The organism is Plantactinospora sp. WMMC1484 (assembly GCF_049315195.1).
Classification (GTDB): domain Bacteria; phylum Actinomycetota; class Actinomycetes; order Mycobacteriales; family Micromonosporaceae; genus Plantactinospora.
The window spans coordinates 5,063,479-5,086,195 of record NZ_CP186055.1; the positions used below are offsets into that span (position 1 = coordinate 5,063,479).

General features: G+C 72.2%; 22 protein-coding genes and 1 pseudogene. 17 read left to right on the forward strand and 6 right to left on the reverse strand.

Annotated features, from left to right (window positions below):
* Positions 1-165 precede the first annotated feature (165 nt).
* Positions 166-1,086 (reverse strand): annotated as a pseudogene (locus tag ACN28C_RS22150) (RecB family exonuclease); the annotation flags it as partial.
* 216 nt (positions 1,087-1,302) lie between these two features.
* Here ACN28C_RS22150 and ACN28C_RS22155 point away from each other — a divergent pair.
* The 8 genes from ACN28C_RS22155 to prcA all read left to right on the forward strand — a co-directional run bounded on the left by ACN28C_RS22155 (position 1,303) and on the right by prcA (position 10,145).
* Entirely contained in the window at positions 1,303-2,361 is a 1,059-nt protein-coding gene (locus ACN28C_RS22155) for a M50 family metallopeptidase (RefSeq protein WP_422774766.1), read from the forward strand.
* Positions 2,358-3,299, forward strand: a complete 942-nt coding sequence (locus ACN28C_RS22160; RefSeq protein ID WP_422769450.1) for a tRNA (adenine-N1)-methyltransferase — start codon at positions 2,358-2,360, stop codon at positions 3,297-3,299. The genes ACN28C_RS22155 and ACN28C_RS22160 overlap by 4 nt, the downstream gene beginning before the upstream one ends.
* Positions 3,300-3,357: 58 nt before the next feature.
* Positions 3,358-3,930, forward strand: coding sequence for a hypothetical protein (locus ACN28C_RS22165; protein ID WP_422769451.1), 573 nt, complete (start codon positions 3,358-3,360; stop codon positions 3,928-3,930).
* A 400-nt stretch (positions 3,931-4,330) separates the two neighbouring features.
* Positions 4,331-6,112, forward strand: a complete 1,782-nt coding sequence (gene arc / locus ACN28C_RS22170; protein ID WP_422769452.1) for a proteasome ATPase — start codon at positions 4,331-4,333, stop codon at positions 6,110-6,112.
* Positions 6,113-6,335: 223 nt separating this feature from the next.
* Positions 6,336-7,853: a depupylase/deamidase Dop gene (dop, locus tag ACN28C_RS22175; RefSeq protein ID WP_422769453.1), complete on the forward strand. Its 1,518-nt coding sequence runs from the start codon at positions 6,336-6,338 to the stop codon at positions 7,851-7,853.
* Positions 7,854-7,948: 95 nt separating this feature from the next.
* Positions 7,949-8,164, forward strand: a complete 216-nt coding sequence (locus ACN28C_RS22180; protein ID WP_422769454.1) for a ubiquitin-like protein Pup — start codon at positions 7,949-7,951, stop codon at positions 8,162-8,164.
* A gap of 219 nt (positions 8,165-8,383) precedes the next feature.
* A complete protein-coding gene (gene prcB, locus ACN28C_RS22185) occupies positions 8,384-9,223 on the forward strand; it encodes a proteasome subunit beta (protein ID WP_422769455.1) in 840 nt (279 codons plus the stop codon).
* A gap of 61 nt (positions 9,224-9,284) precedes the next feature.
* Entirely contained in the window at positions 9,285-10,145 is an 861-nt protein-coding gene (prcA, locus tag ACN28C_RS22190) for a proteasome subunit alpha (RefSeq protein ID WP_422769456.1), read from the forward strand.
* Positions 10,146-10,168: 23 nt separating this feature from the next.
* Here the strand turns inward: prcA and rfbD are convergent, their stop codons facing one another.
* Positions 10,169-11,092, reverse strand: a complete 924-nt coding sequence (gene rfbD / locus ACN28C_RS22195) for a dTDP-4-dehydrorhamnose reductase (RefSeq protein ID WP_422774767.1) — start codon at positions 11,090-11,092, stop codon at positions 10,169-10,171.
* A 95-nt stretch (positions 11,093-11,187) separates the two neighbouring features.
* A complete protein-coding gene (rfbB, locus tag ACN28C_RS22200; protein ID WP_422769457.1) occupies positions 11,188-12,204 on the reverse strand; it encodes a dTDP-glucose 4,6-dehydratase in 1,017 nt (338 codons plus the stop codon).
* Positions 12,205-12,302: 98 nt separating this feature from the next.
* Here rfbB and rfbA point away from each other — a divergent pair, with 98 nt between their 5' ends.
* The 3 genes from rfbA to ACN28C_RS22215 all read left to right on the forward strand — a co-directional run bounded on the left by rfbA (position 12,303) and on the right by ACN28C_RS22215 (position 14,888).
* On the forward strand, positions 12,303-13,175 hold the full coding sequence (gene rfbA, locus ACN28C_RS22205) for a glucose-1-phosphate thymidylyltransferase RfbA (protein ID WP_422769458.1): 873 nt from the start codon (positions 12,303-12,305) through the stop codon (positions 13,173-13,175).
* A gap of 89 nt (positions 13,176-13,264) precedes the next feature.
* The gene (pafA, locus tag ACN28C_RS22210) at positions 13,265-14,623 is read left to right on the forward strand and encodes a Pup--protein ligase (protein WP_422769459.1); all 1,359 of its coding nucleotides are present in this window, start codon (positions 13,265-13,267) and stop codon (positions 14,621-14,623) included.
* Positions 14,624-14,681: 58 nt separating this feature from the next.
* Entirely contained in the window at positions 14,682-14,888 is a 207-nt protein-coding gene (locus ACN28C_RS22215) for a hypothetical protein (RefSeq protein ID WP_422769460.1), read from the forward strand.
* Between the two features lie 29 nt (positions 14,889-14,917).
* On the opposite strand, the gene ACN28C_RS22220 is transcribed toward ACN28C_RS22215, so the two are convergent.
* Together ACN28C_RS22220 and ACN28C_RS22225 are read right to left on the reverse strand one after the other, a co-directional pair.
* On the reverse strand, positions 14,918-16,000 hold the full coding sequence (locus tag ACN28C_RS22220; protein ID WP_422769461.1) for a DUF3866 family protein: 1,083 nt from the start codon (positions 15,998-16,000) through the stop codon (positions 14,918-14,920).
* Positions 16,001-16,018: 18 nt separating this feature from the next.
* Positions 16,019-16,951 carry a cation diffusion facilitator family transporter gene (locus ACN28C_RS22225; protein ID WP_422769462.1) on the reverse strand — a complete coding sequence of 311 codons (933 nt, stop codon included), beginning with the start codon at positions 16,949-16,951 and terminating at the stop codon, positions 16,019-16,021.
* 103 nt (positions 16,952-17,054) lie between these two features.
* On the opposite strand from ACN28C_RS22225, the gene ACN28C_RS22230 reads away from it, so the two are divergent.
* The 6 genes from ACN28C_RS22230 to ACN28C_RS22255 all read left to right on the forward strand — a co-directional run bounded on the left by ACN28C_RS22230 (position 17,055) and on the right by ACN28C_RS22255 (position 21,889).
* On the forward strand, positions 17,055-18,056 hold the full coding sequence (locus tag ACN28C_RS22230) for a helix-turn-helix transcriptional regulator (protein ID WP_422769463.1): 1,002 nt from the start codon (positions 17,055-17,057) through the stop codon (positions 18,054-18,056).
* Positions 18,057-18,109: 53 nt separating this feature from the next.
* Positions 18,110-19,228, forward strand: coding sequence for a helix-turn-helix transcriptional regulator (locus tag ACN28C_RS22235; RefSeq protein WP_422769464.1), 1,119 nt, complete (start codon positions 18,110-18,112; stop codon positions 19,226-19,228).
* Between the two features lie 10 nt (positions 19,229-19,238).
* The gene (locus ACN28C_RS22240) at positions 19,239-19,493 is read left to right on the forward strand and encodes a hypothetical protein (RefSeq protein ID WP_422769465.1); all 255 of its coding nucleotides are present in this window, start codon (positions 19,239-19,241) and stop codon (positions 19,491-19,493) included.
* 144 nt (positions 19,494-19,637) lie between these two features.
* Positions 19,638-19,937: a Sec-independent protein translocase subunit TatA gene (gene tatA, locus ACN28C_RS22245; protein ID WP_422769466.1), complete on the forward strand. Its 300-nt coding sequence runs from the start codon at positions 19,638-19,640 to the stop codon at positions 19,935-19,937.
* 15 nt (positions 19,938-19,952) lie between these two features.
* A complete protein-coding gene (gene tatC, locus ACN28C_RS22250; protein ID WP_422769467.1) occupies positions 19,953-20,900 on the forward strand; it encodes a twin-arginine translocase subunit TatC in 948 nt (315 codons plus the stop codon).
* A 35-nt stretch (positions 20,901-20,935) separates the two neighbouring features.
* Positions 20,936-21,889 carry a diacylglycerol kinase family protein gene (locus tag ACN28C_RS22255; protein WP_422769468.1) on the forward strand — a complete coding sequence of 318 codons (954 nt, stop codon included), beginning with the start codon at positions 20,936-20,938 and terminating at the stop codon, positions 21,887-21,889.
* A gap of 39 nt (positions 21,890-21,928) precedes the next feature.
* Here ACN28C_RS22255 and ACN28C_RS22260 read toward each other — a convergent pair whose 3' ends face one another.
* The gene (locus tag ACN28C_RS22260; RefSeq protein ID WP_422769469.1) at positions 21,929-22,705 is read right to left on the reverse strand and encodes an HAD family hydrolase; all 777 of its coding nucleotides are present in this window, start codon (positions 22,703-22,705) and stop codon (positions 21,929-21,931) included.
* Between the last annotated feature and the right edge of the window lie 12 nt (positions 22,706-22,717).

Genomic DNA, 22,717 nt, shown 5'->3' on the forward strand with positions numbered 1-22,717 from the left:
GGCGAGCCTGCACTCCTCCTTCAGGAGGAGGTTGCCTCCTCCGGCTCAGGAATTGGCGCCGCCGCCCGGTGGCACCGGGAGGTCCCGGGCCGGCCCGACCGGATGCGACCCGGTCGGCTGGACGGGCACCGCCAGGCCGCCCCCCACGCTCACCGGAGCCGGAGCGGCTCCGGGCCGGGCCGGTGGTGCGGCCGGTGCCGACGGATCTGCCGGCGCCGTCGGCTCCGGAAACGGCGGGGGCGTCCCGCCGAAGGCGGGACAGTGCGCCTGGTGACTGCACCAGTCACAGAGCCGGCTCGGCTTGGGCCGGAACTCGCGGGCCCGGGTCGCCTGCTCGATGGCGCGCCAGAGCGCCAGCACGGTGCGCTCGAACCGGACGAGCTCCTCGGCGTCGGGGGTGTAGTCGCAGACCTCGGCGTCCTTGAGATAGAGCAGCCGCAGCACCCGGGGCACCACGCCCCGGGTGCGCCAGAGCACCAGGGCGTAGAACTTGAGCTGGAACAGCGCCCGGGCCTCGAACGCCTCGCGGGGCGCGCCACCGGTCTTGTAGTCGACCACCCGCAGCGCGCCGTCGGGGGCGACGTCCAGCCGGTCGATGTAGCCCCGGATGAGCAACTGGTCGTCGACGACGGTGGAGACGAGGCTCTCCCGCTCGGCCGGCTCCAGCCGGCGCGGATCCTCCACGGTGAAGTAGCCGTCGAGCAACTCACGGGCCGAGGCCAGGAAGCCGGTCGGGTCCTGGTCACCGCCGGTGAAGAGTGCGGCCAGCTCCGCCTGCTCGGCCACCAGCCGGTCCCACTGCGGCGCCACCAGCTCGGCCGCGGCGGCCGGCGTCCGCTGCTCGGCGGGCAGGTCGAAGAGACGCTCCAGCACCGCGTGCACCAGCGTGCCCCGGGCCTGCTCGACGCTGGCCCGCTCCGGCAGCCGGTCGATGCTGCGCAGCCGGTAGAGCAGGGGACAGGTCTTGAAGTCGGCCGCCCGGGACGGCGAGAGCGAGGCGGTGACCTGCGGGACGGGCGGAGTGTCGGCCGGCGGATCCGCCGGGCCGTGCGAGGCTGTCTGCGATGTCACCGTCTCCGCCGCCATGTCCGGAAGGCTATGTCACGGGTACGACCGAACCGGGCCCGCCCGCCCCGCCACGCGTACCGGCCCCGACCGGCCGCACCGGCGGACCTGTCCGGCGGAAAGTTCCGTAGCATCGGACCGGTGGAGGAAAACTCGCGACCACGGCCCGCCCCGTCCCGACGGCCCGGGCTCACCGTCGGCCGGGTCTTCGGCGTGCCGGTCTACCTCAACCCCTCCATGCTGCTGCTGGTGGCCCTGATCACCGTCATGTACGGCGAGTTCGTCCGGCAGCAACTCGAGCTCTCCCCACTCGCCGGCTATCTGGTCGGCTTCGGCTTCGTGGTCTTCCTGCTCGGCTCGGTGTTGCTGCACGAGTTGGGGCACGCGCTGACCGCCCGCAGGTTCGGCATCGGGGTCCGGGGCATCACCCTGGAACTACTCGGCGGCTACACCGAGATGGAGCGGGACGCGCCGACGCCCCGGGTGGACCTCTTCGTCTCCCTCGCCGGTCCGGCGGTCTCGCTGGTGCTCGGGCTGGTCGGTGTCGCCGCCACCCTCGCCCTGCCCGACGGCACCCTGGCCAACCAGGTCGCCTTCCAACTCGCCGCGAGCAACGTGCTGGTCGCGGTCTTCAACATCCTGCCCGGACTGCCGCTGGACGGTGGCCGGGCGCTGCGGGCCGGGGTCTGGGCGCTCACCCGGGACCGGCACCTCGCCACCGAGGTGGCCGGCTGGTTCGGCCGGGCCGTCGCCATCGGCACCGCCGTGCTCTTCACGCTGCTGACCTGGCTGGGCGGGCTGCCGTGGCTGGGACTCGGGCTGGTGCTGCTGGTCGCCTTCACTCTCTGGCAGGGTGCCGGGCAGACGATCCGGGCGGCCCGGATCAGCCGGCGGTTCCCCCTGATCGACCTGGCCCGGCTGGCCCGGCCGGTCTTCTCGGTGCCCACCGGCACGCCGCTGGCCGAGGCGCAGCGCCGGGGCGCTGACGCCGGCCGGAGCGGCTCCGCGCTCGGAGTGGCGGACTCGTCGGGCCGGCTGGTGGCACTGGTCGACCGGGGTGCCGCCGACGCCGTACCGGTGGAACGGCGGCCGTGGGTGGCGGTGGACGCGGTCGCCCGGGGCGTGGACGCGGTGCCCAGTCTCGCCGTCGGGCTCGGCGGGGAGCAGGTGGTGCACGCCGTGCAGGCACACCCGGGCACGCAGTACCTGGTGACGTCAGGCGAAGATGTGGTCGGCGTTCTGCACATCGCCGACCTGGCGCAGCTCCTGGAGCCGAAACGAAAGATGACTCAGTGACCGCACAGCCCACCGCCGTACCCGCCGCCCCGCCCGCACCGGTGCCGGCCCGCCGTGGCCCGTTCCGCCCCGGTGACCGGGTCCAGCTCACCGACCCGAAGGGGCGGATGCACACCGTCACGCTGGAGCCCGGTCGCGCGTTCCACACCCACCGCGGGGCGCTGGAGCACGACGCGTTGATCGGGCTGCCGGAGGGGAGCGTGGTCACCTCGACCGGCGGTACGGCGTACCTGGCGCTGCGACCGCTGCTGGCCGACTACGTCCTCTCGATGCCGCGCGGCGCCCAGGTGATCTATCCCAAGGACGCCGCGCAGATCGTGACGATGGGAGACATCTTCCCTGGCGCGAAGGTGCTGGAGGCCGGCGCCGGCTCCGGCGCGTTGACCTGTTCGCTGCTGCGGGCCGTCGGTCCGGACGGCGAGGTGCATTCTTACGAACTGCGCGAGGACTTCTCCGAGATCGCGCGCAGAAATGTGGAATCCTTCTTCGGTGGACCACATCCAGCCTGGACACTCCGGGTGGGCGACGTGGGGACCTGCCAGGAGTCCGGTTTCGACCGGATCATCCTTGACCTCCTCACCCCCTGGGAGGCACTCGACCTGGTCGAACGCGCGCTGGTGCCGGGCGGGGTCTTCATCGGCTACGTCGCCACCACGCCCCAGCTCTCCGAGCTGGTCGAGGCGCTGCGGGAGCGTGGCGGGTTCACCGAGCCGCGCGCCTGGGAGTCGCTGGTGCGGGACTGGCACGCCGACGGGCTCGCCGTACGCCCGGACCACCGCATGATCGCGCACACCGCCTTCCTCGTCTCGAGCCGCCGGCTCGCGCCCGGGGTCACCGCGCCGCCGCGCCGGCGCAAGCCCAGCAAGGGCGCCGAGGCGTACGCGCTGCGCCGCCAGGCGCGGCTGGACGAGGCGACTTCGGGGCGGGCCGCGGAATGACCCCTTTCCGCCGGAGTCGACGCATCAGCGGGCGTGCCGAGCGCGGCGAGGAGACGGCATGAGTCGGCCGGCGTTCGGCGGGGGAGATCTGCCGGCCGTCTTCCCGGACTGGTCGCCCTACCAGGATCTGGAGTCGGCCGCCCGGGCTTACCTGCGCGATCCGGACGTCGCGATGGAGGCGTTGAACGGCGTGCTGAAGGGCGCCGCGGTGCTCGGCTTCACCCTGGAGCGGTTCGTCAACGAGGTGAACGGGGTCTGGCAGGAGGTCGCGATCTGCGACGGCAGCCGGCTGATTCTCTGGCACGGCGAGGACGTGCCGCCCGACGACGGCCCGGCCGGCTCGATGACCTCGTCGTTGCGGGTGGTGCCGGTCTCGACGGTGAGCGAGGTGGGCTGCCGGCGGCGGCTGAGCCGCACGCAGAACGGCCAGATCCGGGTCGACAGCATCGACGTCTACCTGCTGCTCAGCTCCCTCGACGAGGGCGTGCCCGGCGACGAGGCGCACCTGCCGCCCCGGCACGACGCGCTGCGGTTCGGCAAGACGCTCGACGACGGCGGCGCGGGGCAGATCGCCCGGCTGGAGGAGTTCGCCCGGCTGGTCGCCTCGGTGGTCGGCCGTCCCACCCTCTGACCACCGGTGCCGGGATGCCCGGAAAGTGGCCTACATTACGGTTTTCACCTGCCGCTCCGGCTTCCCGGGCATCGGGCCGGCGCGCGATAACGACCGGGGGTAGCCTTGCGGCACCGTTGCGTGACTCTGTCCCGACCGCCGCACGGTCGGGCCCGTCGGGGGCGGAGTGCCTGGTCAGGAAGGGCTTCCCGGTCGACGGCGGTCGGCGTGCCGCGGCCCGGGTGCGGGCGGCGCGGGCCGGTCCGAACGGTGCAGGAGCGCCGCGACGCCACCGCCGTCGGTCGGCCCGGAGCTTGTCGCGGTGATCAAGCTTCGGCGACGAGGGTGTTGCGTGGAACCGAATCAGCGTCATAGCGGTTAGTGTTAGGGCAGAACGTTCAAGCCCCCGGGGAGGTGGGACGTGGCACGCAGCGACGACGCGGACTCGCGCGCCGCACGGTGGGAGAAGGAGGCCCACGATCTCTCCACCCAGGTCGCGTTTCTTCAAGAGGAACTCGCTCTGGTGCGGCGCAAGTTGACCGAAAGCCCTCGACACGTCCGGCAGCTTGAGGAACGGCTGGCGGCGACACAGGCGCAGCTGGCTCGACTCACGGAGAACAACGAGCGGCTCGTGAACACCCTCAAGGAAGCACGCGCCCAGATCGTCACTCTCAAAGAGGAGATTGACCGGCTGGCGCAGCCGCCGAGCGGTTACGGTGTCTTCCTGGCCCGGCACGACGACGGCACCGTCGACGTCTTCACGGGTGGTCGCAAGCTCCGGGTGGCGGTGTCACCCTCGCTCGACGTGGCGGAGTTGCGGCGTGGGCAGGAGGTCCTGCTCAACGACGCACTCAACATCGTCGACGCGTTCGGCTACGAGCGGGTCGGCGAGGTCGTCATGCTCAAGGAGGTGCTGGACAGCCCCTCCGGCGGCGTCGGCGACCGGGCGCTGGTGATCTCCCACGCCGACGAGGAGCGGATCGTCCACCTCGCGGAGACTCTCATCGGCGCGCCGCTGCGGGCCGGTGACTCGCTCATGATCGAGCCGCGCTCGGCGTACGCGTACGAGCGGATTCCGAAGAGCGAGGTCGAGGAGCTGGTCCTGGAGGAGGTGCCGGACGTCGACTACACCGACATCGGCGGCCTGCAGGCCCAGATCGAGCAGATCAGGGACGCGGTCGAGCTGCCCTTCCTGCACGCCGACCTGTTCCGGGAGCACCAGCTCCGGCCGCCGAAGGGGATCCTCCTCTACGGCCCGCCGGGCTGCGGCAAGACGCTGATCGCCAAGGCGGTGGCGAACTCGCTGGCCAAGAAGATCGCCGAGCGACGGGGCGAGGAGAAGCACACCAGCTTCTTCCTCAACATCAAGGGTCCGGAGCTGCTCAACAAGTACGTCGGCGAGACCGAGCGGCACATCCGGCTGATCTTCCAGCGGGCTCGGGAGAAGGCCGGCGAGGGCACTCCGGTCATCGTCTTCTTCGACGAGATGGACTCGGTCTTCCGGACCCGGGGCTCCGGCGTCTCCTCCGACGTGGAGAACACCATCGTCCCGCAGCTGCTCAGCGAGATCGACGGTGTCGAGGGCCTGGAGAACGTGATCGTGATCGGCGCCTCCAACCGGGAGGACATGATCGACCCGGCAATCCTCCGGCCCGGCCGGCTCGACGTGAAGATCAAGATCGAGCGGCCGGACGCCGAGGCGGCGAAGGACATCTTCTCCAAGTACATCCTCACCGGACTGCCGCTGCACCCGGACGACCTGACCGAGCACGGCGACGACCCGCAGTCCACGGTCGCCGCCATGATCGAGGCGGTCGTGCTGCGGATGTACTCGGAGACCGAGGAGAACCGCTTCCTCGAGGTCACCTACGCCAACGGCGACAAGGAAGTCCTCTACTTCAAGGACTTCAACTCCGGCGCGATGATCCAGAACATCGTCGACCGGGGCAAGAAGATGGCGATCAAGGAGTTCCTCTCCTCCGGGCGCAAGGGGCTGCGGTTGCAGCACCTCCTCGACGCCTGCGTCGACGAGTTCCGGGAGAACGAGGACCTGCCCAACACCACCAACCCGGACGACTGGGCCCGGATCTCCGGCAAGAAGGGGGAGCGGATCGTCTACATCCGTACCCTCGTCTCCGGCGGCAAGGGCGCGGAGGCCGGCCGGTCCATCGAGACCGCCAGCAACACCGGCCAGTACCTGTAACGTGCGACGGCATCTGTGGGCGCCGCGATCGCGGCGCCCACAGTGCTGTTCCGGGGACCCCGCCGGGCGCCGGGATCCCCGACACCGGAGCGAGGATGTCGGCACCGGAACGGGCAAAGGGGCGTTGAGGGCGTACCGTGGCCGTGTCGACACACCGGGCGAACAACCCGGCGACGGTGCGGACTAGGCTCGACAGCATGGGTGAGCGGAGCGAGGCGGCGGCATGAGCGTACGGCGGATCATGGGCACCGAGGTGGAGTACGGCATCTCCGTGCCCGGCCAGGCCGGAGCGAACCCGATGGTGACCTCCTCGCAGGTGGTGAACGCCTACGGCGCCCGCCCGGAGCTGGCCCGGGGTGGTCGGGCCCGGTGGGACTACGAGGAGGAGTCGCCGCTGCGGGACGCCCGCGGCTTCACCTACTCCGGTGCCGCCTACGACCCGGCGGAGGCCCTCGCTGACGAGGATCTCGGGCTGGCCAACGTCATACTGACCAACGGCGCCCGGCTCTACGTCGACCACGCCCACCCGGAATACTCCACCCCGGAGGTGACCAACCCGCTCGACCTGGTCCGCTGGGACAAGGCGGGCGAGCGGGTGATGGCCGAGGCGTCCCGGCGCGCCGCCACCATCCCGGGCACGCACCCGATCCACCTCTACAAGAACAACACCGACAACAAGGGTGCCAGCTACGGCGCGCACGAGAACTACCTGATGCGCCGGCAGACCCCGTTCGCCGACATCGTGGCGTACCTGACCCCGTTCTTCGTGACCCGGCAGATCGTCTGCGGTGCCGGCCGGGTCGGCATCGGCCAGGACGGCTCGCAGCCCGGCTTCCAGATCTCCCAGCGAGCGGACTTCTTCGAGGTCGAGGTCGGCTTGGAGACGACGCTGAAGCGGCCGATCATCAACACCCGGGACGAGCCGCACGCGGACGCCGACAAATACCGCCGGCTGCACGTCATCATCGGCGACGCGAACCTGTCGGAGATCTCCACCTATCTCAAGGTCGGCACCACCGCCCTGGTCCTTACCATGATCGAGGAGAAGGCGCTCAGCCCCGACCTGGCGATCGCCGACCCGGTGGGCGAGCTCAAGGCGGTCAGCCACGACCCCTCGCTGGCGCACCGGCTCCGACTCCGCGACGGCCGCCGGCTCACCGCACTCGACCTGCAGTGGGCGTACCTCGAACGGGCCCGTTCCTTTGTGGACGACAGGTATGGCGACGACGTCGACCCCGACACCGCCGACGTGCTCGACCGCTGGGAGAGCGTGCTGGACCGGCTCGGCCGGGACGCGATGCTCTGCGCCGGCGAGCTGGACTGGGTGGCGAAGCTGCGCCTGCTGGAGGGCTACCGGGAGCGGGAGAAGCTCGGCTGGGCGTCGCACAAGCTGCAACTGGTCGACCTGCAGTATTCCGACGTACGCCCGGAGAAGGGCCTCTACCACCGGCTGGTCAGCCGGGGTTCGATGGCGACACTGTTGCCCGACGAGCTGACCCGCTCGGCGATGACCGAGCCGCCGGAGGACACCCGGGCCTACTTCCGGGGCCGCTGCCTCGCCCAGTACGCCTCCGAGGTGGTGGCGGCGAGTTGGGACTCGGTCATCTTCGACGTCGGTCGGGAGTCGCTGGTGCGGGTGCCGATGATGGAGCCCGAGCGCGGCACCCGCAAGCACGTCGGCGCGCTCTTCGACAGGTGCGCGAGCGCGAAGGACCTGCTGGAGACCATCACCGGTGGCTGAGCCGGGCCGGTCGGCCGGCGGCCGGGGCGGTGCCGGCCGATTCGTCGGCCATCCGAGGTAAGTTTTCCCCAGGCGATCGTGGAGGAGGCAGCAGCATGGCTACCCGTGACACCGGCGGTCAGTCGCAGTCCGGCAAGGCACGCCGCGACCAGGAGGTCGACGAGGTCACCACCGAGGCGAACCCGGAGGTCGCCGAGCGGCACGCGGAGATCACCGAGGACGTCGACGACCTGCTGGACGAGATCGACTCGGTACTCGAGGAGAACGCGGAGGAATTCGTCCGGGGCTACGTCCAGAAGGGCGGAGAGTAGCCATCCTCCCGGCAGGTGCGGTCGCATCGTGCCGGGCGGGCGGGGTCCGAGCCGGCCGCATCGGCCGGCTCGTCGGCGCTGGCGCAACACGGTGGTGGCGATCATCGCGCTGCGGAGATCCGGAGGATACTCTGCTTCAACCGCAACGGTGGCCTCGCCCCGGCTCCCGCTGACGTGGGATTCCGGGCGACGTGACGAGAGAGAGCTGAAAGGAAGCACGTGGCAGCGGCTTTTGATCCAACCGGGCGTCTACCCGACGCGTTCCTCAACGTGGGGACGTCCTCGTTCAGCCAGTTCCTGAGCGCGGCAGCCCCCGACCTGCTGCCCGGTCGCCGCCCGCTGCCGCCCGGATCCGCCAGCGACCTCGTGCCGCACGCCACCACCATCGTCGCGCTGACCACCGCCGAGGGCGTGCTGATGGCCGGCGACCGGCGCGGCACGATGGGCAACCTGATCTCCAGCCGGGACATCCGCAAGGTGCACCCGGCCGACGAATACTCCCTGGTCGGCTTCGCCGGCACGGCGGGCATCGCCCTGGAGATGGTGCGACTCTTCCAGGTGGAGTTGGAGCACTACGAGAAGATCGAGGGAGCGATGCTCTCCCTCGACGGCAAGGCCAACCGACTGGCCGCGATGATCCGGGGCAACCTCGGCGCGGCGATGCAGGGGCTGGCGGTGATCCCGCTCTTCGCCGGCTTCGACCTGGCCGCCACCGACCCGGCCAGGGCCGGCCGGATCTTCAGCTTCGACGTGGCTGGCGGGCCGTACGAGGAAACCGGATTCGACGGGATCGGCTCCGGCTCGCTCTTCGCCAAGGCCGCGCTGAAGAAGCGGTACCGGCCCGGCCTCAGCACCGCGGACGCCGTCCGGATCGCCGTCGAGGCACTCTACGACGCCGCCGACGACGACAGCGCCACCGGCGGCCCCGACCTGAGTCGCCGCATCTATCCGGTGGTGATGACGGCGACCGCGGAGGGCACCAACCGGCTCTCCGACGCCGAGGCGGCCGAGGTCGCCGAGGCGGTGGTCGCCGCCCGGATGGAGAACCCGGGCGGCTGAGCCGCCGTCACAATTCCGCAAACCGCCGTCGCCAGCAGAACCGGACAGGAGAACCGCCGCCGTGGCCATGCAGTTCTACGCCTCACCCGAGCAGATCATGCGCGACCGCTCGGAGCTGGCCCGCAAGGGCATCGCGCGCGGCCGGAGCGCCGTGACGCTCAGCTACTCCGGCGGCGTGCTCTTCGTGGCGGAAAACCTCTCCAGCGCCCTGCACAAGGTCAGCGAGATCTACGACCGGGTCGCCTTCGCCGCCGTCGGCCGCTACAACGAGTTCGAGAACCTGCGCCGGGCTGGCGTCCGGATGGCGGACGCCATCGGGCTGAGCTTCGACCGGCGGGACGTCACCGGCCGGGCGCTGGCCAACGCGTACGCCCAGACGCTCGGTGCGATCTTCACCGAGCAGTCCAAGCCCTTCGAGGTGGAGATCTGCGTCGCCGAGGTGGGCGTCACGCCGGAGGCCGACGAGCTCTACCGAATCACCTACGACGGCTCGGTCAGCGACGAGCCGGGCCGGATGGCGATGGGCGGCCAGGCCGAGGCGGTCACCGGGGCGCTGCGCGAGGAGCACCGGCCGGACATGTCGCTCGACGACGCGGTCCGTTTGGTGGTCCGGGCGCTGGGCAGCGTCGGCGGCGACGGCGGCGCCCCCCGGACCATCGCGGCGAGCCAGCTCGAGGTGGCGATCCTCGACCGGCGGCGGGTCGGTCGCACCTTCCGCCGGATCACCGGTGCCGCGCTGGACTCGCTGCTCGGTGGGGCACCGGCCTCGGCCGACGGCGGGAAGGAGCCGCCGACCGAGCCGAAGGCACCGGCTCGCGGTCCGGACAAGCCGGCCGAGTCCGCCGGTTCGGCGGACCTGGAGGGCAAGGGCAAGGGGAAGCAGAAGCCGGCCGGCGGCACCGGCGAGGAGAAGCCGAAGTAGGACCGGCCGGCCGGGGCGAGCCGCTACCTCCGCGATCCGGCCGCCGCCCGCTTCTCGCCGGCCGGTACCGGCTGCACCGCCCGGGTGGCGGCGCGGAGCGCTCCGCCGGGTTGAAACGCCTCGGCGAGCATCGACCGCCACTCCGCCAGCGGCGGCAGGCCCGCCCGTGACCAGCCGCCGTGCCCGAGGACGCTGTAGCCGGGGCGACGGGCCGGGCGGGGGAAGCGGTCACTGCCGACGGGCCGGATCCGGTCGGGGTCGAGTCCCGTGCGGGCGAAGATCTCGCGGGCCAGGCCGTACCAGCTGGTCTGGCCGGTGGCCGTGCCGTGGTAGGTCCCGGCCGGTGCGGCGCCCCGCCAACCGGCCGCACCGAGGTCGGCCAGCCGCTCCGCGAGCGCGTACGACCAGGTCGGCTGCCCGGTCTGGTCGTCCACCACGTCGAGGTGGTGACGCTGCGCCGCCAGCCGGAGCATGGTGGCGACGAAGTTGGGACCGTGCGCCCCGTAGAGCCAGGCGGTCCGGACCAGGTAGCCGGTCTCCGGCAGCAGCCGGCGCACGGCGAGTTCCCCGGCGAGTTTGCTGCGCCCGTACGCGTTGACCGGGGCGGTCGGGGCGTCCTCCGGATAGGGCCGGTCGGCGTCGCCGGCGAAGACGTAGTCGGTCGAGACGTGCAGCAGCCGGGCACCGGCCTCGGCACAGGCTGCGGCCAGGTTGGCCACGCCTGCGCCGTTGACCTCGGTGGCGGCCGCCTCATCCCGCTCCGCGCCGTCCACGTCGGTCCAGCCGGCCGCGTTCACCACGAGCTGGTGGCCGGCGACGGCGGCCCGGACCGCGGCCCGGTCGGTCACGTCGAGCTCGGCCCGGGTGGCGGCGGTGACCCGCCCCGCGTGCCGGGCCGAGAGCACGGCCACCAGGTCCCGCCCCAACATCCCGCCGGCACCTGTCACCAGCCAGCGCGGCGGCTCCGCTCCCCGCCGCCCGGTCACGGTACGCCCGGTCACGGTACGCCCGGTCACGGTACGCCCGGTCACGGTACGCCCGGTCACGGTACGCCCGGACCGGAGTGGCCGATCTCGGCACCGGTGAGCCGCGCCTTGAGCGGCTCCCACCAGGCCCGGTTCTCCCGATACCAGGCGACGGTCTCGGCGAGGCCGCGGTCGAGGTCGATGCTGGGCGCGTACCCGAGCTCTTCGCTGATCTTGGTGATGTCCAGCGAGTAGCGGCGGTCGTGCCCCATCCGGTCGGCGACCGGCCTGACCCGGTCCCAGCCGGCGCCGCAGGCGGCGAGCAACCGCCCGGTCAGCTCGCGGTTGGTCAGCTCGGTGCCGCCACCGATGTGGTAGACCTCGCCCGGCCGCCCCTTGTCCTGCACCAGGGCCACGCCGACGCAGTGGTCGTGCACGTGCAGCCAGTCCCGGACGTTGCCGCCGTCGCCGTAGAGCGGCACGGTGCCGCCGTCGAGCAGGTTGGTGACGAAGAGCGGAATGACCTTCTCCGGGAACTGGTACGGCCCGTAGTTGTTGGAGCAGCGGGTCAGCACCACGTCCATCCCGTAGGTGCGGTGGTAGGCCAGGGCGAGCAGGTCGGAGCCGGCCTTCGCCGCCGAGTAGGGGGAGTTCGGCGCCAGCGGCGTCGTCTCGGTCCAGGAGCCCCGCTCGATCGAGCCGTAGACCTCGTCGGTGGAGACGTGCACGAACCGGCCGACCCGGTGCCGCAGCGCGGCCTCCAGCAGGGTCTGCGTGCCGAGCACGTTGGTGGTGACGAAGGGCGCGGCGCGGTGGATGGAGCGGTCGACGTGGGACTCGGCCGCGAAGTGCACGACGACGTCGTGGCCGGCCATCACCTCGTCGACCAGGGCCGGGTCGCAGATGTCCCCGACCACCACCCGGAGCCGGGGGTCGGCGCGTACCGGGTCGAGGTTGGCCAGGTTGCCGGAGTAGGTGAGCTTGTCCAGCACGGTGACCGCGCCCGGGGCGAGCCGGGGAGCGGTCCCGGTCAGCAGCATGCGTACGTATTCAGAACCGATAAATCCGGCTCCACCGGTCACGAGGATCCTCATGATTCGGAAAGTCTACGCGCCGCGGGGCGGCCACGGCGGTAGCCGGCACTGTCGGCGAATTGACTTTCGGGCGGGTCCATCCCCGGTAACCTGCGCAAATGCGCGGAATCCTGCTGGCGGGCGGCACCGGATCACGACTCTGGCCGATCACCCAGGCCGTCTCGAAACAGCTCATGCCGATTTTCGACAAACCGATGATCTACTATCCGCTCTCCACTCTGGTGATGGCCGGAATACGGGAAATACTCATCATCACCACCCCTGACGACCAGGCACAGTTCCGGCGCCTGCTGGGTGACGGCGCCCAGTGGGGGCTTGCCCTGGAATACGTCGCCCAACCGAACCCGGACGGCATCGCACAGGCGTTTCTTCTCGGCGAGGAGTTCCTGGCCGGGGACTCGGTCGCGCTGATTCTCGGCGACAACATCTTCTACGGTGCAGGGCTGGGTAGGAGCCTGGCCCGCAACGGTGACCCGGAGGGCGGCCGGATCTTCGCCTATCCGGTGGCGAACTGCGAGGGATACGGAATTGTCGAGTTCGACTCCGACGGGCGCGCGTTGTCGATCGAGGAGAAGCCGGAGAAGCCCAAGTCGCGGTATGCCGTGCCCGGCCTGTACTTCTACGCCAACGACGTGGTGGAGATCGCCAGAGGGCTGATCCCGAGCGACCGGGGCGAGCTGGAGATCACCGCGGTGAACCAGACGTACCTGTCGGCGGGACGGCTCCAGGTCACCACCCTGGACCGGGGCACCGCCTGGCTGGACACCGGCACCTTCACCTCGCTGGTCCAGGCCGGCGAGTTCGTCCGGGTGATCGAGGAGCGGCAGGGCCTGAAGGTGGGGTGTATCGAGGAGGTGGCCTGGCGTAGCGGACTCATCTCCGACGACGAACTCCGTGAGTTGGCCGAGCCGCTGTGCCGGAGTGGCTACGGCGAGTACCTCTTCGGCATCCTCGAAGATCCCGGACGGTGACCCGTGCGGCGCGTTGGGTGGCTCGATTCCCGGGCAACTCCGCGACCCGACAGTGACCAACTCCGGCTCCGGGCGACTAATCTCCAAGCATGGAGCGGCGAATCTTCGGCCTTGAAACCGAGTACGGTGTCACCTGCACCTACCGCGGCCAACGGCGGCTGTCCCCGGACGAGGTCGCCCGTTACCTCTTCCGCCGGGTGGTCTCCTGGGGGCGCTCGAGCAACGTGTTCCTGCGCAACGGCGCCCGGCTCTACCTCGACGTCGGCTCCCACCCGGAGTACGCCACCCCCGAGTGTGACTCGGTCTCCGACCTGGTCGCCCACGACCGGGCCGGCGAGCGGATCCTGGAGGGGCTGCTGGTCGACGCCGAGAAGCGGCTGCACGACGAGGGCATCGCCGGTGAGATCTACCTGTTCAAGAACAACACCGACTCGGCCGGCAACTCGTACGGCTGCCACGAGAACTACCTCGTCTCCCGGCACGGCGAGTTCGGCCGGCTGGCCGACGTGCTGATCCCGTTCCTGGTCACCCGGCAGCTCATCTGTGGCGCCGGCAAGGTGCTGCAGACCCCGCGCGGTGCCGTCTACTGCCTCTCGCAGCGCGCCGAGCACATCTGGGAGGGCGTCTCCTCGGCCACCACCCGCAGCCGGCCGATCATCAACACCCGGGACGAGCCGCACGCCGACGCCGAGCGCTACCGGCGGCTGCACGTCATCGTCGGGGACTCGAACATGAACGAGGTCACCACCCTGCTCAAGGTGGGCAGCGCCGACATCGTGCTGCGGATGATCGAGGCCGGGGTGGTGATGCGCGATCTGTCCCTGGAGAACCCGATCCGGGCGATCCGGGAGGTCTCGCACGACATCACCGGGCGGCGCAAGGTCCGGCTCGCCTCCAACAAGGAGATCAGCGCGCTGGAGATCCAGCAGGAATACCTGGCCAAGGCGACCGAGTTCGTCGAGCGGCGCGGTGGCGACCAGACCGCGAAGCGGGTGGTCGAACTCTGGGGTCGGGTGCTGCGTGCGGTCGAGACCGGCGACCTGGACCCGGTGGCCCGGGAGATCGACTGGGTCACCAAGCTCCAGCTCATCGAGCGCTACCAGCGCAAGAACGACCTGCCGCTCTCGCACCCGCGGATCGCCCAGATGGACCTCGCCTACCACGACCTGCGCCGGGGGCGCGGCCTCTACGCACTGCTGGAGCGGCGCAAGCAGGTGGACCGGATCGCCACCGATCCGGAGATCTTCGAGGCGAAGGAGACCCCGCCGCAGACCACCCGGGCCCGGCTGCGCGGCGAGTTCATCCGGCACGCCCAGGAGAAGCGCCGGGACTTCACCGTCGACTGGGTGCACCTCAAGCTCAACGACCAGGCCCAGCGCACGGTGCTCTGCAAGGACCCCTTCCGGGCGTACGACGAGCGGGTCGAGCGGCTCATCGCGAGCATGTGAGCCGGCGCGGCCGGTGCGCGGCCGGTGCCCGGCGCGATTGGTTAGGCTGACCCCCGCTATGACGCATCCGACGGGCCCGAACGACGACGACGAGCACCGCCGCCCCGATCTGATCCGGCAGAACCGGGTCGAGCGGCGGCGGGCGAAGATCCGCGAGGAGATCGAGCGCAACCGGCGGGGCGAGTACACCGTGCCCACCTGGGTGCTGACGCTCATCCTCGTGCTGGTCGTCGCCGGCTGGCTGGCACTGGTCTTCCTGAGCTGACCGGCGCGGGGGTCCGCTCGGGCGAGGGATCAGCGCAGGCTGGCGGCGTGCCGGCCGGCGGCGGCCGCGGCCAGGAAGTAGGCGTGCTCCTCGGCCAGCCCTCGACCCATCGTCGAGAGGGTGACCGGTGCCGCCCGCAGCGCCTCGTCGAGCCCGTGCACCGGCACCCGGACGATCCGGTGCCGGTCGGCGAGCGGGGCCACAGCGGGCTCGACCAGCGCGGCCAGCTCCGGCGGCAGCTCCGCCGGCAGGACCAGGTCGGCGGCGGCCAGCGCCACCCGGCCGTACGCGGTGGCGCTGTGGTGCGAGAGCCCGCGATGCCGCTCCCGGGGGTCGGCGCCGGAGATCCGCAGCGAGCCGACCGGCCGGCCACCGAGCGCCGCGACCGCGTTGACCGCCTCGCCGACGGCCACCCCGGAGAAGCCCCACCGGGTGCCGGTGCCGAGGTTGCCCGGCCCCTGCGCCACGATCGCCACCTCGGCGCCGAGCACGTGCCGGGCGGCGAGCAGCCCGCTGTGCAGGTTGGTCGCCTCCAGGTCACCGCCGAACGCCTGGCCCACGGTGACCGTGCCGGCGAGCTGCCCGCGCAGCCCGTCCAGGGTGCGGGAGAACCAGGCCGGCAGCGCGCCGCCGTCGGTCATCAGGTAACCGATCCGGGCGTCGGGCGCGTCGGCCCGGATTCCGGCCACGATCGCCGGCAGCGCCGAGTGCAGGTCGGCGGTGACCACCGGCAGCCCCGCGAGGTGGTCGGCGTCGACCAGTGCCGCCCGGTGCGGGGAGGCCTCCTCGTCGACGCCGAGCACGATCGGTTGCAGCGGCGTGTAACGGGCCTTGACCAGGTGCCCGGCGTCTCGGGTGGCGACGGTCTGCGGCGGGTCGGGCGGCAGCCGGTCCGGTAGCGCCACCACCAGGGCGTACCCGCCGGTGCCGAGCCCCATCAGCAGCGCGCCGACGTTGATCAGCACCCGGTCGCCGGGCCGCGGGTCGCCGACCAGCTCCGGATAGGCCAGCGCCCGCACCGGGGTGCCGTCGGCCTGCCGGACCTCCAGCTCGACGGCGCCGCGCCAGTGCCGCCGCAGCGCCGTGACCGTGCCGGACCGCCATCGCACCATGGCCGGCAGGGTAGCCGGCTACGGCTGGCCGGTCCGGGTCGGGTCGAGGAAGACGTACCGGATGTGCGGGAAGCGCCCGACCAGCCGCCGCTCGGCCTCCTCGGCACCGGCCTCGATGTCGGCGCCGGTCGCCTCGTCCCGGAAGTCGACCTTCGCCGCGACCAGGATGTCGTCCGGGCCCAGGTGCATGGTGAGCAGGGTGTCGACGCGCTCCACGGTGGGCAGCGCCGACAGCTCGCGGTGGATCTGGTCGTACATCGCCTGCGGCACCGCCCGGCCGACCAACAGCGAGATGTTGCTCCGGGCCAGGATGGTGGCGACCGCCAGCAGCAGCAGGCCGATCACGATCGAGGCGACCCCGTCCCAGAGCTCGCTACCGGTGGCCTGGGAGAGGGCGAGTCCGGCCGCGGCCACCGAGATCCCGATCAGCGCGGCGGTGTCCTCCAGGAAGACCGCCTTGACCGTGGTGTCCGCGGTGTTGCGCAGGTAGCGGGCCCCGCTGATCCCGCGTTCCCGGGAGGCCCGGCGGATCTGCCGGACCGCCCGGGTCAGCGAGACCGTCTCGATCAGAAACGAGATCACCAGTACGACGTACGCGACCAGGAACTCCCCGGTGTGCTCACCGGACCGGATCGTGTTCACCCCGTGCGTGATCGAGAACCCGGCGCCGACCACGAAGGTGAAGACCGCGGCGATGAACGCCCAGACGTAGCTCTCCTTGCCGTAGCCGAACGGATGCACCCGGTCGGCGGGCCGGGCACCCCGGCGCAGCGCGGTGAAGAGCAGCACCTCGGTGGTGGTGTCGGCGATCGAGTGCGCGCCCTCGGAGAGCATCGCGGCCGAGCCGGAGATCACCCCGGCGACCAGCTTGGCCAGCGCGATCGCCAGGTTGGCCAGCCCGGCCACCACGACCGTGCCGACGCTCTCCGAGGTGCCGCTCCGTTCGGCCATGGCGCCAGCCTAGGAGCCGGCCGCCGCTGGTGGGCCTGCAGACCGGCCGTCACCCGCCGCGCGGGTACCCGCTTCGTGATCCGACACTGCTAGCGTCTGTGTCGTGTCGCGGACCCGTACCGAACGCCTGGTCAACCTGGTGATCTGTCTGCTCTCCACGCGACGGTTCCTGACCGCCGCGCAGATCGCCGCGACCGTGCCGGGCTACGAGCATGATCCGGACGATCCACGTGACCACGAGGCCTTCCAGCGCAAGTTCGAGCGGGACAAGGCCGAGCTGCGGGAGCTGGGGGTGCCACTGGAGACCGGCACGGCCAGCGCCTTCGACGCCGAGCCGGGCTACCGGATCGCGCACCGGGAGTACGCGCTGCCGGAGATCCCGCTGGAGCCGGACGAGGCGGCGGCGGTGGGGATCGCCGCCCGACTCTGGCGGCACGCCGGGCTGGCCGCGGCGGCCTCCTCCGGGCTGGCCAAGCTCCGCGCCGCCGGCGTCGACGTCGACCCGCAGGCCACCCTCGGGATGGAGCCGGTGGTCACCGTCGATCCGGCCTTCGCGCCGCTGACCGCCGCCGCCCGGGAGCGGCGCACGGTCCGCTTCGACTACCGGGTTCCCGACGGCGACGCCCCGACCAGCCGCCGCCTGCAACCGTGGGGTGTGGTCTGCTGGCGCGCCCGCTGGTACGTGGTCGGGCACGACCTCGACCGCGACGCACCCCGCTGCTTCCGGCTCTCCCGGATCGTCGGCGGTGCCGTCCGGATGCTCGACGGCCCCGACGCGTTCGCGCCGCCGGCCGGCGTCGACCTGATCAGCCACGTGGCGAGGTGGTCCGGCCCGGTGGAGCGGACCGGCCGGGCCACCGTGCTGGTCCGGCCGGGCCGGGCCGCCGGGCTGCGCCGGTGGGCCGAGGAGGTGACCAGCGGTCCGGACGGCGACCGGCTGGTGCTGCCGTACGCCGACGCCGAGTCGCTGGCCGGTAGGCTCGTCGGCTACGGCCCGGATCTCCGGGTGCTCGAGCCGCCGGAGATCCGGGACGCCGTCATCCAGCGACTCAAGGAGATCACCGCCCGGTACGACGAGCTGGCCACCGCCCGGGCGTCGACGTAGGCGGGGGGAGCGGGGCTGGGGGCCCCGGGACTGAACCAGAGGGGGGAGCCGGCGTGACTCGTCCGGCGCAACGGTCCGGCGGCGGCGCACGGACCTCGGTCGATCGGCTGGCCCGACTGCTGAATCTCGTGCCGTACCTGCTGGCCCGGCCCGGGATCGAGCTGGCCGAGGCGGCGGCCGACCTCGGGGTGACCGAGCGGCAGCTCCGCGAGGACCTGGAGCTGCTCTGGGTCTGCGGCCTGCCCGGATACGGCCCGGGCGACCTGATCGACATGGCCTTCGACGGCGACCGGGTGACAATCACCTACGACGCCGGGATCGACCGGCCGCTGCGACTCACCCCGGACGAGGCGCTGGCGCTGGTGGTGGCGCTGCGGATGCTCGCCGAGACGCCGGGGATGGCGAACCGGGACGCGATCGAACGGGCCCTCGCCAAGATCGAAAACGCGGCCGGCGAACTCGCCGACGCTCCCGTCGCGGTGCGGATGCCCGGCGACAGCGACCGGGTCGCGGCGCTGCGCGGCGCGGTGCAGCGGGGCCGGGCGTTGCGGATCACCTACTACGCCGCGACCCGGGACGAGACCACCGAACGCACGATCGACCCGATCCGGGTACTGATGGTCGGCGGCCTCGCCTACCTGGAGGCGTGGTGCCGGCGGGCGGAGTCGATGCGGCTGTTCCGGGCCGACCGGATCGACGCGCTCGTCGAGCTCGACGACCCGGCCGCACCGCCCCCGCAGGCTCGGCTGCACGACCTGAGCGCCGGCATCTTCCGGCCCGACCAGGACCTGCCGCTGGTGACCCTGCGGGTCGGCCGGGCCAGCCGGTGGATCACCGAGTACTACCCGTGCGAACGGGTCGAGCCGGATCCCGGCTCCGTCGCCGGGTCGCGGGACGCCGACCGGCCCGGCCAGGAGTGGCTGGTGTCGTTGCGGGTGACCGACCTGGCCTGGGCCCGCCGCTTTGTGCTCGGGCTCGGACCGGACGTCACCGTGGTCGCCCCGCCGGAACTCGCCGACCAGGTCCGCGACCGGGCCGCCGCCGCCCTCGACGCGTACGCCAGCCCGCCGCCGGAGGGCGCAGCCCACGACCCGGGGTCGGACGTCGGGTTGGTACCCGGTGCCGCGGCGCTGCCGGGCGCCGAACCGGCGGCCCCGGCCGGCAGCCACTAGGCTGGCCGACGTGGTGAAGTGGATCGTGCTCGCGGCCCTGGTGGCCGGGCTGCTGGTGCTCGGGTTGGCGGTTCGCCGGGTGCTGATCCGGCTGCCCCGGCTGCGCCGGGCCGCCCTGGCGTTGCAGCGCCGGCAGGAGCAGGCCGAGGATCTCCAGCGCGTCGCCCTGTCGGTGCAGGACCGGGCGGAGGCCATGCAGCAGCAGGTCGAGGTGCTCCAGCAGCGGCTCGTGCTGATCCGGGCGAAGCGCGGGGGCGAGGAATAGCCCCTGTTGACGGATGCCCGGCGTTGGTCAAGACTTCACCAGCCGGCCGGAAAGACACCAGCCTGGCAGGTGGCAGTACCTCCCGACGCACGTACGATGGGCCAGGACACCCCATCACCGGACGAACATCGAACTGGAGCTTCCATGGGCGCCCTCAAGCCGTGGCACATCTTCGTACTCGTCGCTGTGCTGATCCTGCTCTTCGGCGCGAAGCGGCTTCCGGACGCGGCCCGCTCGCTCGGCCGCTCGCTGCGGATCATCAAGGCCGAGACCAAGAGTCTCTCCGAGGACGACAAGGACCTGGCGGAGAAGGCCGACGCGCAGGCGGGACGGCAGCCGTTGCCGGGTGACTCCGCGGTCCACCCGACCAGCGTGCACCAGCCTGGTTACCAGCCGCCCGCGCCGCCGGTCAACGACCCGGTGCAGCGCGTCCGCGACAACTGACCGGGGCCGGTCGCCGTGGCCTTCGCCCTGCGCCGGCGTGGTTCGAGCAAGTTCGAGCGAGCCGCCGACGGCTCGATGACGCTCATCGAGCACATCCGGGAGCTGCGTGACCGGCTCTTCCGGGCCTCCATCGGCATCGTGGTCGGCTTCGGGCTCGGCATCTGGCTGGCCCGGCCGGTCCGCAGCCTGCTCCAGGAGCCGTACTGCCAGCTCGACGGCTCGGTCGTGGACGGCAAGTGCCAGTTCACCCAGCTCGGCCCGGCGGACGTCCTGCTGCTCGACCTGAAGATCGCGCTCTGGGTCGGACTCATCATCGCCGCACCGGTCTGGCTCTACCAGCTCTGGGCGTTCATCGCCCCGGGCCTGCACCGGCACGAGCGGAAGTACGCCTACATCTTCACCGCGCTGGCCGCCCCGCTCTTCGCGGCCGGCGCCGTGCTGGCCTTCTTCGTGGTCTCCAAGGGGCTCGAATTCCTGGTGGGGATCGCCGGCGAGGACGTGGCGAACACGCTGGAGATCACCCGGTACATCTCCTTCGTCACGAACATGATCCTGATGTTCGGGGTGGCGTTCGAGTTCCCGCTGATCGTCCTGATGCTCAACTTCGTCGGCCTGGTCAGCGGCCGCAAGATGCTCGGCTGGTGGCGGATCGCCGTCTTCATCTTCTTCCTCTTCGCCGCGATCGTCACGCCCACGCCCGACCCGTTCGGCATGACCGCGCTGGCCATCTGCCTCTGCGCCCTCTACTTCGCGGCGGTCGGGGTGGCGATGCTCAACGACCGGCGGCGGGGACGCGGCCGGGAGATCTACGCCGGGCTGGACGACGACGAGGTCTCCCCGCTGGACACCGAGCCGGAGCCGGTGACCGCCGGTGGGCGGGTCGACGCCAGCGAGCCGATCACCGGCCCGGAACCGGTCGCGGCGCCGCAGCCGATCGAGCGGCGCTACGACGACATGACCTGAGTCGGTCTGTCGGAGCCGGGCCCGGCGGCGGTACGGTGCACGCCGTGACCGCCGATGATCAGCTACCCGGATCCGTCCCCGCTGGTCGGCCCGGCGACGGGCCCGTGGCGGTGCTGGCCAACCCCACCGCCGGGCGGGGGCGTTACCGAGGGCTGCTGCCGGCTGTCCTGGAGCGGCTCGGCGCGGCGGGACTGCCGGTGCGGCTGCTCGACGCGGAGAGCGTCGCGCGGGCCGGCGCGGCCTGCCGAGCCGCCGTCGCCGAGGGCGCGACCGCGCTGGTGACGGTCGGCGGCGACGGCACCGTGCACCTGGCGTTGCAGGCGGTCGCCGGCACCGGGGTCGCGTTCGGCCCGGTGCCGGCCGGCACCGGCAACGACTTCGCGGCCGGCACGGGTTTCCCGGCCGACCCGCTCGACGCGGTCGAGGTGATCGCCGCCGCGCTCGCCGCCGGCCGGACACGACCCGCGGATCTGGCCCGGATGACCGGGGTGGACGGCACCGTCCGGTGGTACGGCGCGGTGCTGGCGGCCGGCTTCGACGCGCTCGTGAACGAGCGGGCCAACCGGATGTCCTGGCCGCGCGGTCCGCGCCGCTACGACCTCGCCATCCTGGTCGAGCTGGCCCGCCTCCGGCCCCGCCGCTACCTGCTCCGCCTCGACGGCGAGCCGGTCGAGGTCGACGGGGTCCTCGTGGCGGTGGGCAACTGTCCCAGCTACGGCGGCGGGATGCGGATCTGCCCGACCGCCGATCCGGCCGACGGACTGCTCGACGTGGTCTACGCCGGCCCGGTCGGCCGGGCGACGCTGGTCCGGATCAAGCCCCGGGTGTACCAGGGCAGTCACCTCGACCATCCGATGGTGCACACCCGGCGGGCGCGCACCATCGAGCTGGTCGCCGAGGACATCGTCGGATACGCCGACGGCGAGCGTGCCCTTCCGCTTCCGGTCACCGTGACCGCCGTCCCCGGCGCCGTACGCCTGCTCCGCTGAGCCCTTCGCCGCACCGTGTTCACGGGCCGGGCGCCGTGTTCAGCGGCCGTCCGCGGTCGCCAGGTCCACGGCGGCGGCGAGCCCGTTCACCTGTCCCGCCTCGGCCGCCGGCAACACCAGCGCGGCGCAGCCGGCGCGTACCGCACCGGCGTCGGCGGGCGTGTCGCCGACCATCAGGGCCCGCTCCGGGTCCACCGAGAGCAGGCCGCAGGCGCGGTAGAAGATTGCCGGATCGGGCTTGCAGCGTCCTACCTCGTAGGAGAGCACGAAGGCGTCGACCAGATCGGCGAGACCCCAGGCGGCGAAGAGGGGTCGGATGTCGAAGCCGACGTTGCTCACCACCGCCACCGGCACCTTCGCCGCCCGCAGCGCGTGCAGTGTCGCCGCCGCGTCGGCGTACGGGAGCCAGCCCTCCGGCACGAGGAGCCGCTCGTAGAGCGCCTCGGCCAGGCCATCCACACCGCTGTCGACGGTGGCGGCCAGCCCGACGTAGGCGGCCCGGTGGGCGGGGGCGTAGAGGTCGCGTTCCGCCCACACCTCGGCCAGGTGCGGCGGGACGCGGGACGGCAGCGGGCCACCGGCCCGGCCCGCCATGACCAGACGGTCGGCCAGCGCGGTGGCCCGGGTGCGTTCCAGGGGTGCCCCGCAGGACTCGGCGGCGGCCAGTACCCAGGCGACCGGGTCCTCCACCTGGGCGAGGGTGCCGTGGAAGTCGAAGAGCACCGCGTCGACCGGCCGCCGGCGCGGCTGTCCGGGGGCGGCGTCGGCGATGCCGCTCGGCGTGGCGGGCGTGGGCGGTTCGGCATGGTCCGGCACGTCGTGCACCCT

Excerpts from the sequence above, each read along its gene's own strand:
- rfbB (WP_422769457.1), bottom strand. The coding sequence starts at position 12,204 with ATGAGGATCCTCGTGACCGGTGGAGCCGGATTTATCGGTTCTGAATAC.
- ACN28C_RS22155 (WP_422774766.1), top strand. The coding sequence starts at position 1,303 with ATGCTGCTGCTGGTGGCCCTGATCACCGTCATGTACGGCGAGTTCGTC.
- rfbA (WP_422769458.1), top strand. The coding sequence starts at position 12,303 with ATGCGCGGAATCCTGCTGGCGGGCGGCACCGGATCACGACTCTGGCCG.
- tatA (WP_422769466.1), top strand. The coding sequence starts at position 19,638 with ATGGGCGCCCTCAAGCCGTGGCACATCTTCGTACTCGTCGCTGTGCTG.
- ACN28C_RS22180 (WP_422769454.1), top strand. The coding sequence starts at position 7,949 with ATGGCTACCCGTGACACCGGCGGTCAGTCGCAGTCCGGCAAGGCACGC.
- pafA (WP_422769459.1), top strand. The coding sequence starts at position 13,265 with ATGGAGCGGCGAATCTTCGGCCTTGAAACCGAGTACGGTGTCACCTGC.
- ACN28C_RS22225 (WP_422769462.1), bottom strand. The coding sequence starts at position 16,951 with ATGGCCGAACGGAGCGGCACCTCGGAGAGCGTCGGCACGGTCGTGGTG.
- ACN28C_RS22215 (WP_422769460.1), top strand. The coding sequence starts at position 14,682 with ATGACGCATCCGACGGGCCCGAACGACGACGACGAGCACCGCCGCCCC.
- ACN28C_RS22220 (WP_422769461.1), bottom strand. The coding sequence starts at position 16,000 with ATGGTGCGATGGCGGTCCGGCACGGTCACGGCGCTGCGGCGGCACTGG.
- dop (WP_422769453.1), top strand. The coding sequence starts at position 6,336 with ATGAGCGTACGGCGGATCATGGGCACCGAGGTGGAGTACGGCATCTCC.
- ACN28C_RS22165 (WP_422769451.1), top strand. The coding sequence starts at position 3,358 with ATGAGTCGGCCGGCGTTCGGCGGGGGAGATCTGCCGGCCGTCTTCCCG.